Annotated in this window: 13 protein-coding genes; 8 read left to right on the forward strand and 5 right to left on the reverse strand. The window is 33.6% G+C overall.

Annotated elements, in window-relative coordinates; all coding sequences use genetic code 11:
- The first annotated feature begins 4 nt into the window (after positions 1–4).
- The 4 genes from K1X16_RS05610 (at position 5) to K1X16_RS05625 (ending at position 3,402) form a co-directional block, all read left to right on the forward strand.
- Positions 5–364: a hypothetical protein gene (locus K1X16_RS05610; RefSeq protein ID WP_195870135.1), complete on the forward strand. Its 360-nt coding sequence runs from the start codon at positions 5–7 to the stop codon at positions 362–364.
- Between the two features lie 310 nt (positions 365–674).
- On the forward strand, positions 675–1,775 hold the full coding sequence (ald, locus tag K1X16_RS05615) for an alanine dehydrogenase (protein WP_225035356.1): 1,101 nt from the start codon (positions 675–677) through the stop codon (positions 1,773–1,775).
- A 113-nt stretch (positions 1,776–1,888) separates the two neighbouring features.
- On the forward strand, positions 1,889–2,584 hold the full coding sequence (locus tag K1X16_RS05620; protein WP_225035423.1) for a zinc metallopeptidase: 696 nt from the start codon (positions 1,889–1,891) through the stop codon (positions 2,582–2,584).
- Positions 2,585–2,682: 98 nt separating this feature from the next.
- Positions 2,683–3,402, forward strand: coding sequence for a Bax inhibitor-1 family protein (locus K1X16_RS05625; RefSeq protein ID WP_195870137.1), 720 nt, complete (start codon positions 2,683–2,685; stop codon positions 3,400–3,402).
- Between the two features lie 373 nt (positions 3,403–3,775).
- Here K1X16_RS05625 and K1X16_RS05630 read toward each other — a convergent pair whose 3' ends face one another.
- The gene (locus tag K1X16_RS05630) at positions 3,776–5,320 is read right to left on the reverse strand and encodes a ribonuclease E/G (protein WP_195870138.1); all 1,545 of its coding nucleotides are present in this window, start codon (positions 5,318–5,320) and stop codon (positions 3,776–3,778) included.
- A gap of 308 nt (positions 5,321–5,628) precedes the next feature.
- Complete coding sequence (locus K1X16_RS05635) at positions 5,629–5,919, reverse strand: HU family DNA-binding protein (RefSeq protein ID WP_008270198.1); 291 nt, start codon at positions 5,917–5,919, stop codon at positions 5,629–5,631.
- A gap of 136 nt (positions 5,920–6,055) precedes the next feature.
- On the opposite strand from K1X16_RS05635, the gene mutY reads away from it, so the two are divergent.
- The 4 genes from mutY to gldD all read left to right on the forward strand — a co-directional run bounded on the left by mutY (position 6,056) and on the right by gldD (position 9,606).
- Positions 6,056–7,096 carry an A/G-specific adenine glycosylase gene (gene mutY, locus K1X16_RS05640; protein ID WP_225035357.1) on the forward strand — a complete coding sequence of 347 codons (1,041 nt, stop codon included), beginning with the start codon at positions 6,056–6,058 and terminating at the stop codon, positions 7,094–7,096.
- Positions 7,097–7,184: 88 nt separating this feature from the next.
- On the forward strand, positions 7,185–7,631 hold the full coding sequence (locus K1X16_RS05645; RefSeq protein WP_225035358.1) for a single-stranded DNA-binding protein: 447 nt from the start codon (positions 7,185–7,187) through the stop codon (positions 7,629–7,631).
- 20 nt (positions 7,632–7,651) lie between these two features.
- Entirely contained in the window at positions 7,652–8,995 is a 1,344-nt protein-coding gene (locus tag K1X16_RS05650) for a gliding motility-associated protein GldE (RefSeq protein ID WP_195870141.1), read from the forward strand.
- Positions 8,996–9,036: 41 nt separating this feature from the next.
- Positions 9,037–9,606, forward strand: coding sequence for a gliding motility lipoprotein GldD (gldD, locus tag K1X16_RS05655; protein ID WP_195870142.1), 570 nt, complete (start codon positions 9,037–9,039; stop codon positions 9,604–9,606).
- Between the two features lie 92 nt (positions 9,607–9,698).
- Here gldD and K1X16_RS05660 read toward each other — a convergent pair whose 3' ends face one another.
- The 3 genes from K1X16_RS05660 to K1X16_RS05670 all read right to left on the reverse strand — a co-directional run bounded on the left by K1X16_RS05660 (position 9,699) and on the right by K1X16_RS05670 (position 16,032).
- Positions 9,699–12,908, reverse strand: a complete 3,210-nt coding sequence (locus tag K1X16_RS05660; RefSeq protein ID WP_225035359.1) for a TonB-dependent receptor domain-containing protein — start codon at positions 12,906–12,908, stop codon at positions 9,699–9,701.
- Positions 12,909–13,067: 159 nt separating this feature from the next.
- Positions 13,068–14,714, reverse strand: a complete 1,647-nt coding sequence (pgi, locus tag K1X16_RS05665) for a glucose-6-phosphate isomerase (RefSeq protein ID WP_225035360.1) — start codon at positions 14,712–14,714, stop codon at positions 13,068–13,070.
- 4 nt (positions 14,715–14,718) lie between these two features.
- Positions 14,719–16,032 carry a M23 family metallopeptidase gene (locus K1X16_RS05670; RefSeq protein ID WP_195870145.1) on the reverse strand — a complete coding sequence of 438 codons (1,314 nt, stop codon included), beginning with the start codon at positions 16,030–16,032 and terminating at the stop codon, positions 14,719–14,721.
- Positions 16,033–16,041: the final 9 nt, after the last annotated feature.

Consider the following 16,041-nt stretch of genomic DNA (forward strand, 5'->3'; position numbering starts at 1 on the left):
AAGTATGAACATAAGGCTCAAGCAAAACGACAAAATAGGATTTATATTCTTTATAGCTTTTGTTGCGAGCACAATTTTAATTTACCAATTTGAAGAACGTTTTGATCAGGATACATGGAGACAAAGTCCCAGTTTACGCTATAAAATGGTAGACGATATATTAGAAAAAAAACTGTTTATTAACGCCACAAAAACAGAGGTTATTGAGCAACTAGGACAGCCTAACGAGTCAGAATTTAACGATACTGAAGTTTTTACATACGAAATAGGTGTTGAAGAGAGTTTTTCGGACCCTAAACTGATGCAACTCAAACTTACTTTTAGGGATAATCGCGTCATTAAAGTCCACACCCAACCTAAGTAAAGCTAGTAATTTTATTTTCTATTCAAGCGCAATACTGGTGTCATTTCAGAAATCCCGTTTCGAGTTTATAAATGATTCGGTGATTTTCACTTAAGTAGTTCTGTTTAAACACTTAGCGTCATCTAATTTTGGAGTTTGGTTGTCAAATACCATATCAACCTCAAAATCAGTACATTTTTTAATAGTTTTCAAAATAAAAGCTTCTAAATAGTAAATTCATAAAAATGAATTCAACCTTATGCAGAAATTTGCATAGCTAATTTTTTTGATAGTACTTTCTTCCTACAAACAATCTCAAAATCTACAAAACATGAAAATTGGAATTCCAAAGGAAATCAAAAACAACGAAAACCGAGTTGGTATGACACCATCTGGAGTTTTCGAATTAACCAAAAATGACCATACCGTTTTTATACAAAAAACAGCAGGTTTTGGTAGTGGTTTTTCGGACTTGGACTATACAAAAGCTGGCGCCATTATTTTAGATACTATAGAAGAGGTGTATGCTTCAAGCGACATGATTGTAAAGGTAAAAGAACCTATTGCTGAGGAGTACCCATTAATTACATCTAACCATGTGGTGTTTACTTATTTTCATTTTGCTTCTAGTGAACCATTAACAAAGGCGATGCTCAAAAGTAATTCGGTATGTATTGCTTATGAAACGGTTGAGGATGTTGATGGATCCTTACCATTATTAACACCAATGTCTGAAGTTGCCGGAAGAATGGCCATTCAACAAGGTGCAAAATATTTAGAAAAACCTATTAAAGGTCGTGGTGTATTATTAGGTGGAGTGCCAGGTGTACCTCCAGGTCGTGTTTTAGTTTTAGGAGCTGGTGTTGTAGGCATTCAAGCGGCAAAGATGGCTGCAGGATTAGGAGCTCATGTTACCATTATGGATATTAACATGAAACAATTACGTTACGTAAACGACGTTATGCCAAGCCATGTGGTTACTGAGTTTTCAAGTGAGTATAATATTAGAAAACGCATAAAAGATCACGATTTAATTATTGGTGGTGTATTAGTTAGAGGAGCAATCGCACCAAAATTAATCACTAGAGATATGCTTAAAGATATGCGCCCAGGAACTGTTTTAGTAGATGTAGCAGTAGATCAAGGAGGTTGTATTGAAACTACAAAAGCAACCACACACCAAGATCCAACATTTATTATAGATGATGTTGTTCATTATTGTGTCGCAAATATGCCAGGCGCTGTACCGTACACCTCTACTTTAGCGCTAACCAATGTAACATTACCTTATGTGCTTCGTTTAGCAAATGAAGGATGGGAAACTGCATGTAAAAAAGATAAAACTCTTGCCAAAGGATTAAACATTGTTCAGGGTAAGATTGTATATGAAGAAATCGCAGAAGCCTTCAACTGGTCTGTTGATGCGATGTAATTTAGTTGTTCTTACTTAAAACCATGACAAAATTTCTTAACTCAAATTTGGCGCACTATTTGCAATTCATTGATTAAATTTACATGAATTAAAAATTTCAAATTATGAGTGGAATGATCGGATATTACATACTAATTGGTGCTATTGCTTTAGTAAGCTGGTTAGTAAGTAATCAACTTAAACGCAAATTTGCGAAGTACTCAAAAGTACAATTGCGCAATGGTTTGTCTGGAAGAGAAATTGCAGAAAAAATGTTGGCAGATAATGGTATCTATGATGTAGAAGTTATTTCTACACCAGGTCAATTAACGGATCATTACAATCCAAAAAATAAAACCGTTAACTTAAGTGAATCCGTTTACAATCAGCGTAACGCAGCTTCAGCTGCAGTTGCTGCTCACGAATGTGGGCATGCGGTACAACACGCCCAAGCTTACAGTGCTTTAGGAATGCGATCTGCATTAGTACCAATTGTAAGTGTGACCTCTGGAATGTCGCAATGGTTAGTTATTGGCGGTCTTATATTAGGAGCTGCTGCTGGTGTTGGCTTAGGTTACTGGGTTGCTGTAGCTGGTTTAGTATTTATGGGCTTTGCGACCTTATTTAGCTTTATTACTTTACCTGTAGAGTATGATGCCAGTAACAGAGCTTTAGCTTGGTTAAAAAACAAAAACATGCTAACTCCGGATGAGTACAAAGGTTCTGAAGATGCATTAAAATGGGCAGCCAGAACCTATTTAGTTGCAGCTATTGGAGCATTGGCATCTCTATTATATTGGGCACTTCAAGTGTTTGGGGGTAGAGATTAATACTTAAAATATAAAATTAAAAGCTCTGAATTTTCAGGGCTTTTTTTGTTGTGTAGCACGAAAAGACTTACTTTAACATTTCTAAACTAAATTATACGATGGATAATCAATTCCCAAATCACTCCTCAGAAAAAATATTAATAGGTCATATTTCTGAGGTTGAACGCACTGCTTTTTACAAAAAAACATACTCACACGTTGCAGGTGGTGTGTTAGTATTTATTTTATTCGAATATCTTCTATTACAAAGTGAAACCGTAGTCAACTTTATGCTTTCTATGACTCAAGGCTATAAATGGTTATTACTCTTAGGAGGGTTCATGTTAGCTACAAATTATGCTGAAAGCATGGCTATGAAAACAACTGATAAAAACAAGCAGTATCTAGCCTACGGCATTTACATATTTTTTGAAGCCTTAATTTTTGTACCTATGTTGTATATAGTGACAGAGCTTATGGGACCATCTGGTTCTGAGGTCCTTTATCAGGCATCGATTGTAACTTTAGCTTTATTCACAGGTTTATCTGCCGCTGTGTTAATGACAAAAACCGATTTCTCATTCTTAAAAACAGGATTAACTATAGGTTTCTTTATAGCGATAGGTCTAATTATAGCAGGAGCAATTTTTGGTTTCAATTTAGGTCTATGGTTCTCTGTAGCGATGTGTTTATTAGCAGGAGGTTCTATTTTGTATCAAACCTCTAATTTAGTAAAGACCTATGGAGTTGAAGATTATATTCCGGCAGCTTTAGGATTATTTGCATCCTTAATGCTATTATTCTGGTATATTTTAAGAATATTTATGTCTAGAGATTAAACTCAAATTATACAAAAAATGAAAAGCCTAACTAAAACTTTTAGTTGGGCTTTTTTAATAGATATTTTATTTTGACCCGATTAGTGTTAAAAAAATCAAAATAAGGGTAATATAACACACAATGCTGTCAAATCTATTGTATTCTAAAGCGTATAAGCGTCGTACATTTGCACCTCGAAAAAAAAGAGATAATAAATAAATTATGAAATTAAATAAGCAAATAACAGCAGAGAGCAAAATTGGTACAAAGACAAAACAATTTAGCAATGCAAGTTCACTAATTTGGAATACAAGAAGACGTTACAAATAAGAGTAAATAAACTTAAAAAAGCAAAAAGCCCCTCCAAGTTTGGAAGGGCTTTTTTAATAGATATTATTTGATTTTGTTACCATCTTTATCATAAATATGGTATTCAAGATATGTGTAAGCATCTCTAGGTAAAACTTTTACCCATTTTTTATGTTCAATAAACCACTTTGAACGTGGTGATGGAAACCCTTTGGTTAAAAAGGCTGCTATAAAAGGATGTGCATTAAGTGTTACCTTTTTATAGTCTTTTTTGAAAATTCGTTGTAGATCTTGATTAATACGCTCCACCACTTTAATTGGCGCTTCGATTTCGTCTCCTCCTATTAGGTTCGGATTTTCTTCTTTCGTTTTAATATTGCGTTCTGGCCTAACGCGTTGTCTGGTAATTTGCACTAATCCAAACTTACTCGGCGGCAATATTTTATGCTTTGCTTTATCATCTTTCATCTCATCTCTAAGATAATTATAAAGCTTTTTTCTGTTCTCTGCTTTACCCATATCAATAAAATCGATAACGATAATGCCTCCCATATCACGTAAACGCAATTGTCTTGCAATTTCTTGGGCAGAGATCATGTTGACTTCTAGAGCGGTATCTTCTTGGTTTTTTTCTTTATTAGAACGGTTACCACTGTTAACATCAACAACATGCAATGCTTCAGTATGTTCTATTACCAAGTACGCTCCTTTTGCCATAGAAACCGTTCTACCAAATGATGTTTTAATCTGACGTTCTATGCCAAATTTCTCAAAAATTGGAACACCATTTTTGTAATACTTTACTATAGATTCTTTTTTTGGTGCAATTTGTTGCACATAATCTTTTACTTGTACATACATTTCTTCATCATCTACTATGATACCAGAGAATGAATCGTTAAAAATATCTCTCAAAATAGAGGATGCTTTATTCATTTCTCCCAATACTTTAGTTGGGTGATGCGCTTTGTACAATTTTTTACACATTGCCGTCCATCTATCCAGCAAATTTTGTAAATCAGTGTCGAGCTCGGCAACTTTCTTGCCTTCTGCTACAGTACGAATAATAACTCCAAACCCTTTAGGTGTGATACTTTTTACGAGTCTTTTAAGACGGTCTTTTTCTTCTTGCGAATCAATTTTTTGTGAAATTGAAATACGATTAGAAAACGGGACCAAGACAATGTATCTTCCGGCAATAGATAATTCAGAGCTAATGCGTGGACCCTTTGTAGAGATCGGTTCTTTTACTACTTGTACTAATAGGGATTGATTAGATTTAATGGCGTTTGCTATGCTGCCATTTTTATCTAAATCTTTCTCCATAGGAAAGTCTTTAAGGGTATAATCCTTTAATTTCCCTGTGCTTACACGTTTAATGAATTTTAAAAGTGAAGGCAATTGCGGTCCTAGATCATGATAGTGTAAAAAACCATCTTTCTCATAGCCAACGTTAACAAACGCAGCGTTTAAACCAGGAATAACTTTACGGATTTTGGCAATAAAAATATCACCAACCGCAAAGTTGTTATCCTCTTCATCTTTATGTAATTCAATAAGTTTTCCATCTTTTAATAAGGCAAAATCAACAATATCTGAACTCGATCTTACGATTAATTCCTTGTTCATAATGTTAATTTATATCTAACTCTTCATTGAGATAGATGGATTTTACTAAATTATTTGACACAGGATGTAATATCCAACAAATCGAATAGCACTCTATTAAATGCTATTAAATTCTATATCAAAGAACGTTTCATTTAAACTGAAAAAAGTAGTTATAAAACTACTTTTAACAATTTATTTCTTTTTGTGACGATTCGCACGTCTACGCTTTTTACGCTTGTGCGTCGCTACCTTGTGTCTTTTTCTTTTTTTCCCACTTGGCATAATAAATAATGCTTTTTAGATTAATATTTTGTTTAAATGCTTTCTTAGTTTACTTCAACATTAGACTTTACTCCTTCTAAAAATACTTTAGCAGGCTTAAATGCTGGGATGTTGTGTGCTGGAATTTTTATTGTAGTATTTTTTGAAATATTACGACCTGTTTTTTCAGCTCTTGTTTTAATGATAAAACTTCCGAAACCTCTTAAATATACGTTATCTCCGCTTTCTAAAGATGTCTTTACTTCTTCCATGAATGTTTCAACAGTGGCTTGTACGTCACCTTTTTCTATACCTAATTTATCAGATATTTTCGCTACTAAATCAGCTTTTGTCATTTTTTACTAGTTTTAGGGGTTACTATAATTTTATAAGGGATGCAAATATAGGTAATTTAATTTCAATAGTTCAAACGTAATTAATTAAAATTTAACACAATAAACATTTAATTTTGCTTTTCATTAAAAAAATTAAATGGATTTCAACACAAAACTAATCAATTGGTACTCAGTTAAAAAGCGAGAATTACCATGGAGAAAAACACGTAATCCCTATCATATTTGGCTATCAGAAATTATTTTACAACAAACACAAGTTAAGCAAGGATTACCATATTATGACGCATTTGTTGCCAATTACCCTACTGTTTTTGATCTTGCTGAAGCATCTGAATCGGATATTTTAAAACTTTGGCAAGGATTAGGATATTATTCTAGAGCTCGAAATCTTCATGCGTCAGCTAAATATATTGTAAATGAACTTAAAGGTGAATTTCCAGACAATTATAAAGACTTATTAAAGCTAAAAGGAGTTGGTGATTATACAGCAAGTGCCATTGCTTCTATTGCGTTCAACGAAGTTGCTGCTGTTGTAGATGGTAATGTGTATCGTGTATTATCGCGTTATTTCGGAATTGACACTCCAATAAACTCAACTGAAGGTATAAAAGAATTCAAAGCATTGGCTTCTTCTTTAATAGATCACAATCAGCCAGCAACCTATAACCAAGCTATTATGGAATTTGGTGCTCTACAATGCAAGCCTAAAAATCCGGATTGTTCCATTTGCCCTTTCCAAGATAGTTGTGTTGCTATACAAAAGCAAAAGGTTGACCTACTTCCTATAAAATTAAAGAAAACGAAAGTTACCGTTAAATACTTTAATTATTTGGTGTTTATAGATCAACATAAAAAGACACTTTTTGAAAAACGCACTAAAAAAGGAATATGGCAACAGCTCTATCAATTTCCTTTAATAGAATCTGAAAAAAGTTTAACTGCAAATGAATTTCATCTTTTAAATTTTGATGCGGCCGCATTAATAACTGAATCTTTCGATTACTCCTTATATAATGAAACAGATATTGTTCACAAATTATCTCACCAACACCTTTACACTAAGTTTTGGATTATAGAGGTAAAATCACTTCCTAAAGAAGCAATTTTAGTTAATTCGCTTTCAAAATATCCTGCTCCTGTGCTTATAAGTGACTTTATTGACAATTTCAGTTTTTAGAACCTTAAAGAAATCACATTTTTTTACTACTTTTAAACTAGTGACTAAGCAATTGAGTAACTTTGTAATCAATTAAAAATTAAATATTATGTCTGGAACCTTAAATAAAGTGATGCTAATTGGAAACTTAGGAGATGAAGTAAAAATGCACTATTTTGATGATAAAAATTGTGTTGGCCGCTTTCCAATAGCTACGAGTGAAACGTATATTAGTAAACAGACTAATGAGCGCATATCTAATACAGAATGGCATAATATAGTTGTTAGAAATAAAGCTGCTGAAATTTGTGAAAAATACCTTTCTAAAGGTGACAAGGTCTATATTGAGGGTAGAATAAAAACTAGAAAATGGACGGACGATAAAGGTATGGAGCGTTATTCTACAGAAATACAATGTGATGAATTTACATTTTTAACTCCTAAAACGGATCAACAACGACCAAAAACGTCTAACTCACCAAATGCTAATCCTCAATCGCAACCATCTGCATCGACTACTTCAGAACAAGAAGGTGATGATGATTTGCCATTTTAACCATTTAATATAACTTTATCTTGGACCCAGAACCCACGGTTTTAATATCCTCTTTATTAATTGCTAATACTTCTTTTATAACAAGCATCATTGTGCTCGTAGTGTTACTGCTGTGTTCCGCTTTAATTTCTGGAGCAGAAGTAGCCTTGTTTTCGCTTACCAAATCTAACTTAGACGACGGTTTAGAAAACAAATCGCCAGGCATGCAAATAATTGCATCACTGTTAGAACGTCCCAAAAAGTTATTGGCCACTATTTTAGTCGCTAATAATTTTATCAATATTGCTATTGTTATATTGTTTGCATCCATCAGCGACACCGTTTTTGACGATATTAATTACTCCATTAATTTTTATTTTTTCGACGTTAAACTTGCCTTTTTTGTTAAAGTTATTTTAGCGACATTTTTAATTTTACTATTCGGAGAAATTATCCCTAAGATTTACGCTAGTAGAAATAGTGTAAAATTTTCTTCATTTATGGCGAAACCGCTTAAGGTATTAGACGTTGTGTTTTCGCCCTTAAGCTTACCGATGCGATATGTAACGATTCAAATTCATAATAAATTTGGAAAACAACGCTCTAACCTTAGTGTCGATCAATTATCGCAAGCCTTAGAGTTAACAGATGATAACGACACCACACAAGAAGAACAAAAACTATTAAAAGGCATTGTTTCTTTTGGAAACACAGATACCAAACAAGTGATGCGACCACGTATGGATTTGTTTGCTTTGAGTGTAAATACTCCATACAAAACTATTATTACCGAAATTATTGAAAATGGTTATTCTAGAATTCCCGTTTACGAAGAAAGTATAGATACGATTAAAGGTGTGCTTTATGTAAAAGATTTATTACCACATCTAAATAAGAAAACATTTGATTGGACTACAATTTTACGAGCGCCTTTCTTTGTGCCAGAAAACAAGAAACTAGATGATTTAATGGTAGAATTTCAAACCAAAAAAGTGCATCTTGCCGTTGTGGTTGATGAGTATGGCGGAACATCTGGCTTAGTGTCGCTTGAGGATATTATTGAAGAAATTGTTGGTGATATAAGTGACGAGTACGATGATGATGATTTAGTTTACACCAAACTAGATAATAACAATTATAGTTTTGAAGGCAAAACACCTTTAAAAGATGTGTACAAAATAGTTGGTATTGAAGCCGATGTTGTACTTTTTGAAGACCGAAAAGGTGATGCAGAAACACTCGCTGGATTTGTTTTGGAAATTTCGGGTGGATTTCCTAGAATAGGAAGTAAAATAAATTTCGAAAATTACGTTTTTACTGTAGAAGCTTTAGAGCGAAAACGCATAAAACAAATTAAACTTACGTTTTTAGAGCAACACGTATAAACACGCTAAGTCCAAGAACAATAAAACCATAGAGAAAACACATGAGACGACTAGTTTTACCTATTTTAAGTGTATTAATGTTAAGTTGCGGAGATGATTCTTTACCGAAACCTAAAGGGTATTTAAGACTTGAATACCCAAATGCCAAGTATGAAAAAACTCAAATACCTTTACCGTTTTCATTTGAAAAAAACGAACTAGCAGATCCTATTAAGTCTGTTAAATCTTCGGGTAATACTAACGGAGTAGATATCAAATACACTCCTCTAAAAGCAACAATCTATCTCACTTACAAAGAAGTTAAAAATGGTAATATTGATAGTTTACTTAGAGATGCACAAAACCTCACACAAAAACACGCTATAAAAGCTGATGAAATTTCTCATAAGGTATATGAGAACAAAGAGGCAAATGTTTATGGTATGTTATATGAAATTGGAGGAGATGCCGCGTCACAATCCCAATTTTATGTTACGGATAGTATTAATCATTTTTTAAGTGGTTCGCTATATTTTTATGCAAAACCTAACTATGATTCTATTTATCCGGCTTCAGAATATTTAAAAAAGGATATTACACATATTATGGAAACGATCCGTTGGAAAGAATAGTTTTCAAATCAAATACTGATAAAATAAATAAAGCCTTTCTAAATACTTAGAAAGGCTTTTTATTTTTAATGACTAATGTCTCTAAATGGTTTTTAGAATGTATATCTTAAACCAACTTGCATTTGCCATCTTGAAGATTGTAATCCAGAATCATCAACGATATTCTTTGTCTCACCTGCTCTTTCGTCAAATGTAAACTGTGGTGTTGTTCCATCTGAAGCAAACCCTTCAAAATCCAATAACTGAACTTGATCAAAGTTTGCAAATGTTCTTACACCCCATTCTTTATTTAAAAGATTAGTGAAGTTAAAAATATCCGCAGTGATTTCAAATTTGTGCACTTTTTTACCAAAAGTTATTCCAAATTCTTGAGCGAATTTTAAATCAATGATATGTGTCCAATCTGTACGATCAGCATTTCTTTCCGCAAACTGACCTCTTCTTGAACTTAAGTAATCATTACTTTCAATGTAAGCATCTAAAGCTTCCCATTGTTGTGCTGCAGTAGCATCACCATTATCAATTAAATGTGCTTCAGAAGCATTAGCTGGTACATAAGCTAAAGCTGAAAACGACCCTGTATCTGATAATAAACCACTTCCGTTTCCGCCATATACGTAACTTAATGGACTACCTTCAGCTCCTTCGTAATACAAACCAATTCTAGTCTTAATTTTATCCGTCCACTTAAACTCTATAGTTGAGTTAGCTAAAACACGGTGCCCTGGAGAGAAATCAGATGTAGATAAGTCTGGTCGGTTAGAACCATTTACAGTTTCTAGGTTTCTCCACTGCGAGCTATTTTGAGAGCTTGTTGCATCTAAAAGACCATCTGCATCACCGTAAGAATATGTTGCCGCAGTTCTAATATCAATTTTATCAGTAATAATATTCTTAGCTAATGTTCCACTTACGTTATACGAACTCCCTTCACCAGTATTAGTAGCTAAATAAATATCACTATAAGTATTATCTACTTTTTGAAAACCATAATTTGGTCTAGAACCTGCACCAGTTGTTGTAAACTGAGGTCCAGCTATGTTGATGTTTTCATATGTTACTGCCGTAATGTTGTCATTCCAAATAAAGTCTGCAGAGAATGTGAAACCACCAGGTAATTTCTGATCTATTGCAATGTTAGTCTTAAACACTTGTGGTAACATAAAGTCTTTCGCAAATAAATCAATTTGTCCACCTATAGAACCACTACCTTGAGGAGGGTCTTGAAATTGTGTATTAGGATTTGGATTAAATTCTGGTGCATCAGAACCAGTTAACTGAATATACCCAGCTGTTAAACCGTTATTGTTATAAGTTCCACCAGGCCAAACCAAAGGCACTCTAGACGTAAAGATACCAAGACCACCACGTATTTGTGTAGATTTTTCACCATTTACATCCCAGTTAAATCCAACTCTTGGTGACACATGAACGTTAGCATCAATGCCTTGCCCAACTCTTGCACCATGTAAATCTTTACCAGCATTTTCTAAAAGAGCTACGGTACGTGTATTAAAGTCATCATTTTCTAAACCATCTTCCCAAAATGGAATATCGATTCTTACACCTGCTGTTAATTTAAAGTTATCTGTAAAGCTTACTTCATCTTGAATATAAAGTCCGAATTGGAATAAATCAAATTCAGCAGCACCCTCTGAATCGTCACCGCTTCCGCCTAATAGTGAGTAACCATGACGGTATCTGTTCGGTGTGCCAGCATAAAATGAAGCTAAATCATCAAATCTATAATCTCCAAAGTTTTGTCTAAAAAAGACATTCATTGCAGATGAAAATTCGTTATTTGTACCAATAGTAATTGTATGTCTTCCTGAATAAATTTCGAAATTATCTGTTAGTGTAAATACACGTTGCTCTAATAAATTTGATGTAGAAAAGGGCTCCGTTCCAAAGTAAATAGAAGAACCAGCTGCGTCAAAAATTTGAACAGAAGGAAAAGGATTTCCTGGAAAGCCTCTATCGTCATTTACAGATGTATAACCAACAACTAAATTATTAGAGAATTTATTTCCTATTTTAGTATTTAACTCAAGAGCTGTAGAATTTGTGATAGATTCAAAGTCAATTGATCTATTAAAAAAGTTGATACTTCCCGAGTTAGATGCTCTTGCATTTAACTGGTTAGCCTTTACATAACTATGTTTTAATGAAAGTGTATTATTTTCATTAATATTCCAATCTATCTTAGCAATTAACTTGTCACTAACAAGCGAAGATGTATTGTTAGCATAGCCACCAGCATCATATCCATAATTTGAAGATAAAAAATCTGTTAACGTATTTAAATCTGCTGCTGTAGCATCACCTCTATAATTAGAAATATTAAATGGCTGTGGAGTTTCTTGATCCTCTCTTTCGTAATTAACAAAGAAAAATAATTTATTTTCAATGATTGGCCCTCCTAATCTTACACCGTAAGTATTTGAAGAAAACTCATCTAACTTTTCTCTACTATCATCACCAGCTAAATCTATTGGCGTTTTACCAGCCAAATCTTGATTTCTTAAAAAGGTATATGCAGATCCAGTAAATGTATTTGTACCAGATTTAGTAATCGCATTAATACTACCACCAGCAAAACCAGATTGTCTTACATCAAAAGGAGCAACGTTAACCTGAAAAGATTCAATGGCATCCAAAGAAATTGGACTTACACCTGTTTGACCTCCATTGGTTCCGTTTCCAGCAAGACCAAAAACATCATTATTTACTGCTCCATCAATATAAATAGCATTATACCTGTTGTTCTGACCAGCTATTGAGATGACATCATCTCCTGAAATTTTTGCTTGAGGAGTTAATCTTGCAAAGTCTGCAATATTTCTTGAAATAGAAGGCAATGTGTTAACTTGTCTTTGAGATACTTTAGTTTCAGCACCTGTCTTACCCGAATCAAAAATACTGTTGCTTTGACCGGTAATAACAACTTCTTCTAAGGTATTATCATCTTCAGAAAGAGAAATACTAATTCTTTTTGTTTCTCCAAGATTTAAATAATAAGTCTCATCCTTAAACTCTTCAAATCCAACATAAGAAATTGTAATAGTGTAAGGTCCACCTGTTCTCATATTAGATATTCTGTAGTAGCCATCATAATCTGAAGCAACACCATATGTTGTTCCAGACGGTGTATGAACAGCTACAATACTAGCACCAGGCAAAGGATTTCCATTTGCCTCTGTTACTTGCCCACTAATGGCTGCCGTTGTAACACCCTGAGCAAAAGCAGCTGTAGAGAACAGTGTCAATACAGTTGCCAATAAAAATTGGTTAAATTTTTTCATAAAATTTAAATTAATTGGTTTTTTAATTAGCGCAAATTTACGCATTAGTCTTTTTAAAACATTATGACAATGTTAACAATTACTAACTCCAAAATTAATTAAAGAATCCTTAAGTATTCCATTAAGGACATGTGTTTTATGAAAACTTTTTAACAATATTTAACAACATTTCTTAAAATATGCTAAAAGATTTTGTGTAGAAGCATCGTGTATGGCATTAGAATCATCGTTTTTAAGCTCATTTAAAATAGATTTTGCCAATTGTTTCCCTAATTCAACTCCAAACTGGTCGTAACTGTAGATGTTCCAAATAATGCCTTGTACAAATATTTTGTGCTCATACATGGCTATAAGTTTACCTAGACTTTCTGGAGATAATTTTTGAATTAAAAGTGATGTGGTTGGTTTGTTACCTTCAAATACTTTAAACGGCAACAGTTGAGACACCTCTTCTTCTGAAAGGGATTGGCCTTTTAGTTCTGATAAAACCTCATCTTTTGTTTTACCATTCATTAAGGCCTCTGTTTGTGCGAAGTAATTGGACATTAATTTATTGTGGTGATCTTTGTTACCATAAAGCGACTCCACATAACCAATAAAATCTGTAGGAATTAATTTAGTGCCTTGGTGTATTAATTGGAAAAAAGCATGTTGCGAGTTCGTTCCTGGTTCTCCCCAAATTAAAGTCCCTGTTTGATAGTTGACACGGCTTCCGTCTCTATCGACACTTTTCCCATTACTTTCCATAATACCTTGTTGAAGGTAGGTAGCAAATTGATTTAAATATTGTGTATATGGAATTATAGCTTCACTTTCAGCATTAAAAAAGTTATTATACCAAACGGTTAATAAGGCTGAAATAACTGGTATATTTTCATTGAAATCCGCTGTCTTAAAATGTTGATCCATTTTGTGCGCCCCTTCTAAAAGGCTTTCAAAATGTTTATAACCTAAAGCCAAACTAATTGATAAGCCCACTGCACTCCACAATGAAAAACGACCACCAACCCAATCTTTCATTGGGAAGATATTCTCCTCATCTATTCCAAAGTTTTTTACACTTTCAATATTTGTTGAGACTGCTACGAAATGCTTAGAAACTGCTTCTTTTGGTTGTGATTCTAAAAACCATGATCTTATTGAATTTGCATTAGATAAGGTTTCTTGTGTTGTAAACGTTTTAGAAACAATTACGAAAAGTGTAGTCTCCGGATTTAAATTTCTAATCACTTCTTGATAGTGATCACCATCTACATTACTCACAAAATGCGTGCTTAAATGGTTTTTGTAAAATTGAAGTGAATCCACAACCATTGCCGGACCCAAATCTGAGCCTCCAATACCAATATTTACAACATCGGTTATGGCTTTTCCTGTATAACCTTTATGCTCTCCATTAACTACCGCGTTTGTAAAGTCTTCTATTTTCTTCTTAACCTCATGCACTTCAGGAATGACATTTTCACCATCAACAAGTACTTCAGCATCTTTTGGTGCTCTAAGTGCTGTATGCAACACTGCTCTTCCTTCGGTTGCATTGATGATGTCACCTTCAAAATACTTTGAAATGGCATCTTTTAAATCGAGCTCATTTGCTAATTCAAATAACAGATCTAAGGTTTCTGTGGTAATTCTATTCTTAGAAAAATCGGCATAAAAGTCATCCCATTTAACCGTTAAATCATTTGCTCTATCAGCATCAGCTTTAAATAAATCTTTTAAATGCTGAGATTTAATGGTTTCAAAATGTGCTTGTAATTTTTTCCAAGAATTTGTGGTGGTTGGGTTGGTTGCTTTTAATGCCATTATATTATTGTATATCTGTATTTAAATCTTCGGTTATTGTGTTCTCAGGTTGCATAGGATCTCCTTCTAAGAAAAAGATATTATCTAAACGCTGTTTGATTGGTTTAATATGTTCTAAGAATTTCACTTTTAAGCTATCGGAAATCGGCTTAGCTTCTGGTAATTTTTGCTTAAATGGATCTACTTGTACTCCATTTTTCCAGAAACGATAACACACATGTGGACCACCTGTATTCCCTGTCATACCTACTCTACCAATAATATCTCCTTGTTTAACATAATCACCTTTTTGAACTAAGCGTTTACTCATGTGTAGATACTGCGTGGAATAGGTATCATTATGCCTAATTTTTACAAACTTACCATTGCCTCCTCGTCTTGTAGATTCTACAACCGTTCCGTTTGCCGTTGCCATAATTGGTGTGCCAATAGGAGCCGCAAAATCGGTTCCTCTGTGTGCGCGTACCTTATATCCATAAACTGCAATACGTCTTTTTAGGTTGTAACGCGAGGATATTCTACTAAATTGAACAGGTGCTTTTAGAAAGGCACGTCGTAAGTTTTTAGCATCTTCATTAAAGTAATCAACGATGCCTTTTATGGAATCGGTTTCAAACTGAAATGCATAAAGAGAATCTCTATTATGCTCAAAATAAGCGGCTTTTACATTATCGATTCCCGCATAAATAGTATCATCAATATATTTATCAGTATAAATTACTTTAAAACGATCTCCTTTTTGTAAGCGTCTAAAATCTATAGTCCAAGCATAAATATCATCGGCCATTTTATAGGCTAACACCTGACTTAAGCCCTTTTCTTCAAGTGTTTTTGAAATACTACTTTCAATAACACCTGTCGCTGTTTTTTCGACGTAAGTTATGGGTTTTCTACCATTATAAGCATGGATAGAATCTTTTAGCCCGATAACCACATATTCTTCTTGATTTGGCTGATAAATAAAAGTCTCTGGACTTGGCAAGCTATCCTTTTCGGAGGCTTTTGAGTATAATAATGTATAGGGTCTGCCTGGATGAAGTTTTCTAATATCAAACGTATCTTTAGTAACTTCTGCAATTTCAAAAATATTTGGATACCCAATATTGTTACGCTGCATAATCTCACCAAAGCTATCTCCAGACTTAATAGTATCGCGTTGTACTATATAGTCATTGATATCAAACCCAAACTCTAAAATTTTCTCCTCTTCAACAATTTCAGCTTGTTTCTTTTCTAAGTCAACTTCTGCTGTTTTATCCTCTTTACAAGCGTATATACTTACTGCAATTACAGCAATTGTTATTAATCTTAAGCGCATTAATTTTAA

This window comes from Winogradskyella sp. SM1960 (assembly GCF_020179375.1).
In the GTDB taxonomy this organism is placed as follows: Bacteria; Bacteroidota; Bacteroidia; order Flavobacteriales; family Flavobacteriaceae; genus Winogradskyella; species Winogradskyella marina.

What these genes read in the sequence shown, in the direction of transcription:
- K1X16_RS05670 (WP_195870145.1), bottom strand. Translation starts at nt 16,032, where the DNA reads ATGCGCTTAAGATTAATAACAATTGCTGTAATTGCAGTAAGTATATAC.
- K1X16_RS05630 (WP_195870138.1), bottom strand. Translation starts at nt 5,320, where the DNA reads ATGAACAAGGAATTAATCGTAAGATCGAGTTCAGATATTGTTGATTTT.
- K1X16_RS05625 (WP_195870137.1), top strand. Translation starts at nt 2,683, where the DNA reads ATGGATAATCAATTCCCAAATCACTCCTCAGAAAAAATATTAATAGGT.
- K1X16_RS05645 (WP_225035358.1), top strand. Translation starts at nt 7,185, where the DNA reads ATGTCTGGAACCTTAAATAAAGTGATGCTAATTGGAAACTTAGGAGAT.
- K1X16_RS05660 (WP_225035359.1), bottom strand. Translation starts at nt 12,908, where the DNA reads ATGAAAAAATTTAACCAATTTTTATTGGCAACTGTATTGACACTGTTC.
- ald (WP_225035356.1), top strand. Translation starts at nt 675, where the DNA reads ATGAAAATTGGAATTCCAAAGGAAATCAAAAACAACGAAAACCGAGTT.
- K1X16_RS05620 (WP_225035423.1), top strand. Translation starts at nt 1,889, where the DNA reads ATGATCGGATATTACATACTAATTGGTGCTATTGCTTTAGTAAGCTGG.
- K1X16_RS05635 (WP_008270198.1), bottom strand. Translation starts at nt 5,919, where the DNA reads ATGACAAAAGCTGATTTAGTAGCGAAAATATCTGATAAATTAGGTATA.
- mutY (WP_225035357.1), top strand. Translation starts at nt 6,056, where the DNA reads ATGGATTTCAACACAAAACTAATCAATTGGTACTCAGTTAAAAAGCGA.
- gldD (WP_195870142.1), top strand. Translation starts at nt 9,037, where the DNA reads ATGAGACGACTAGTTTTACCTATTTTAAGTGTATTAATGTTAAGTTGC.
- pgi (WP_225035360.1), bottom strand. Translation starts at nt 14,714, where the DNA reads ATGGCATTAAAAGCAACCAACCCAACCACCACAAATTCTTGGAAAAAA.
- K1X16_RS05610 (WP_195870135.1), top strand. Translation starts at nt 5, where the DNA reads ATGAACATAAGGCTCAAGCAAAACGACAAAATAGGATTTATATTCTTT.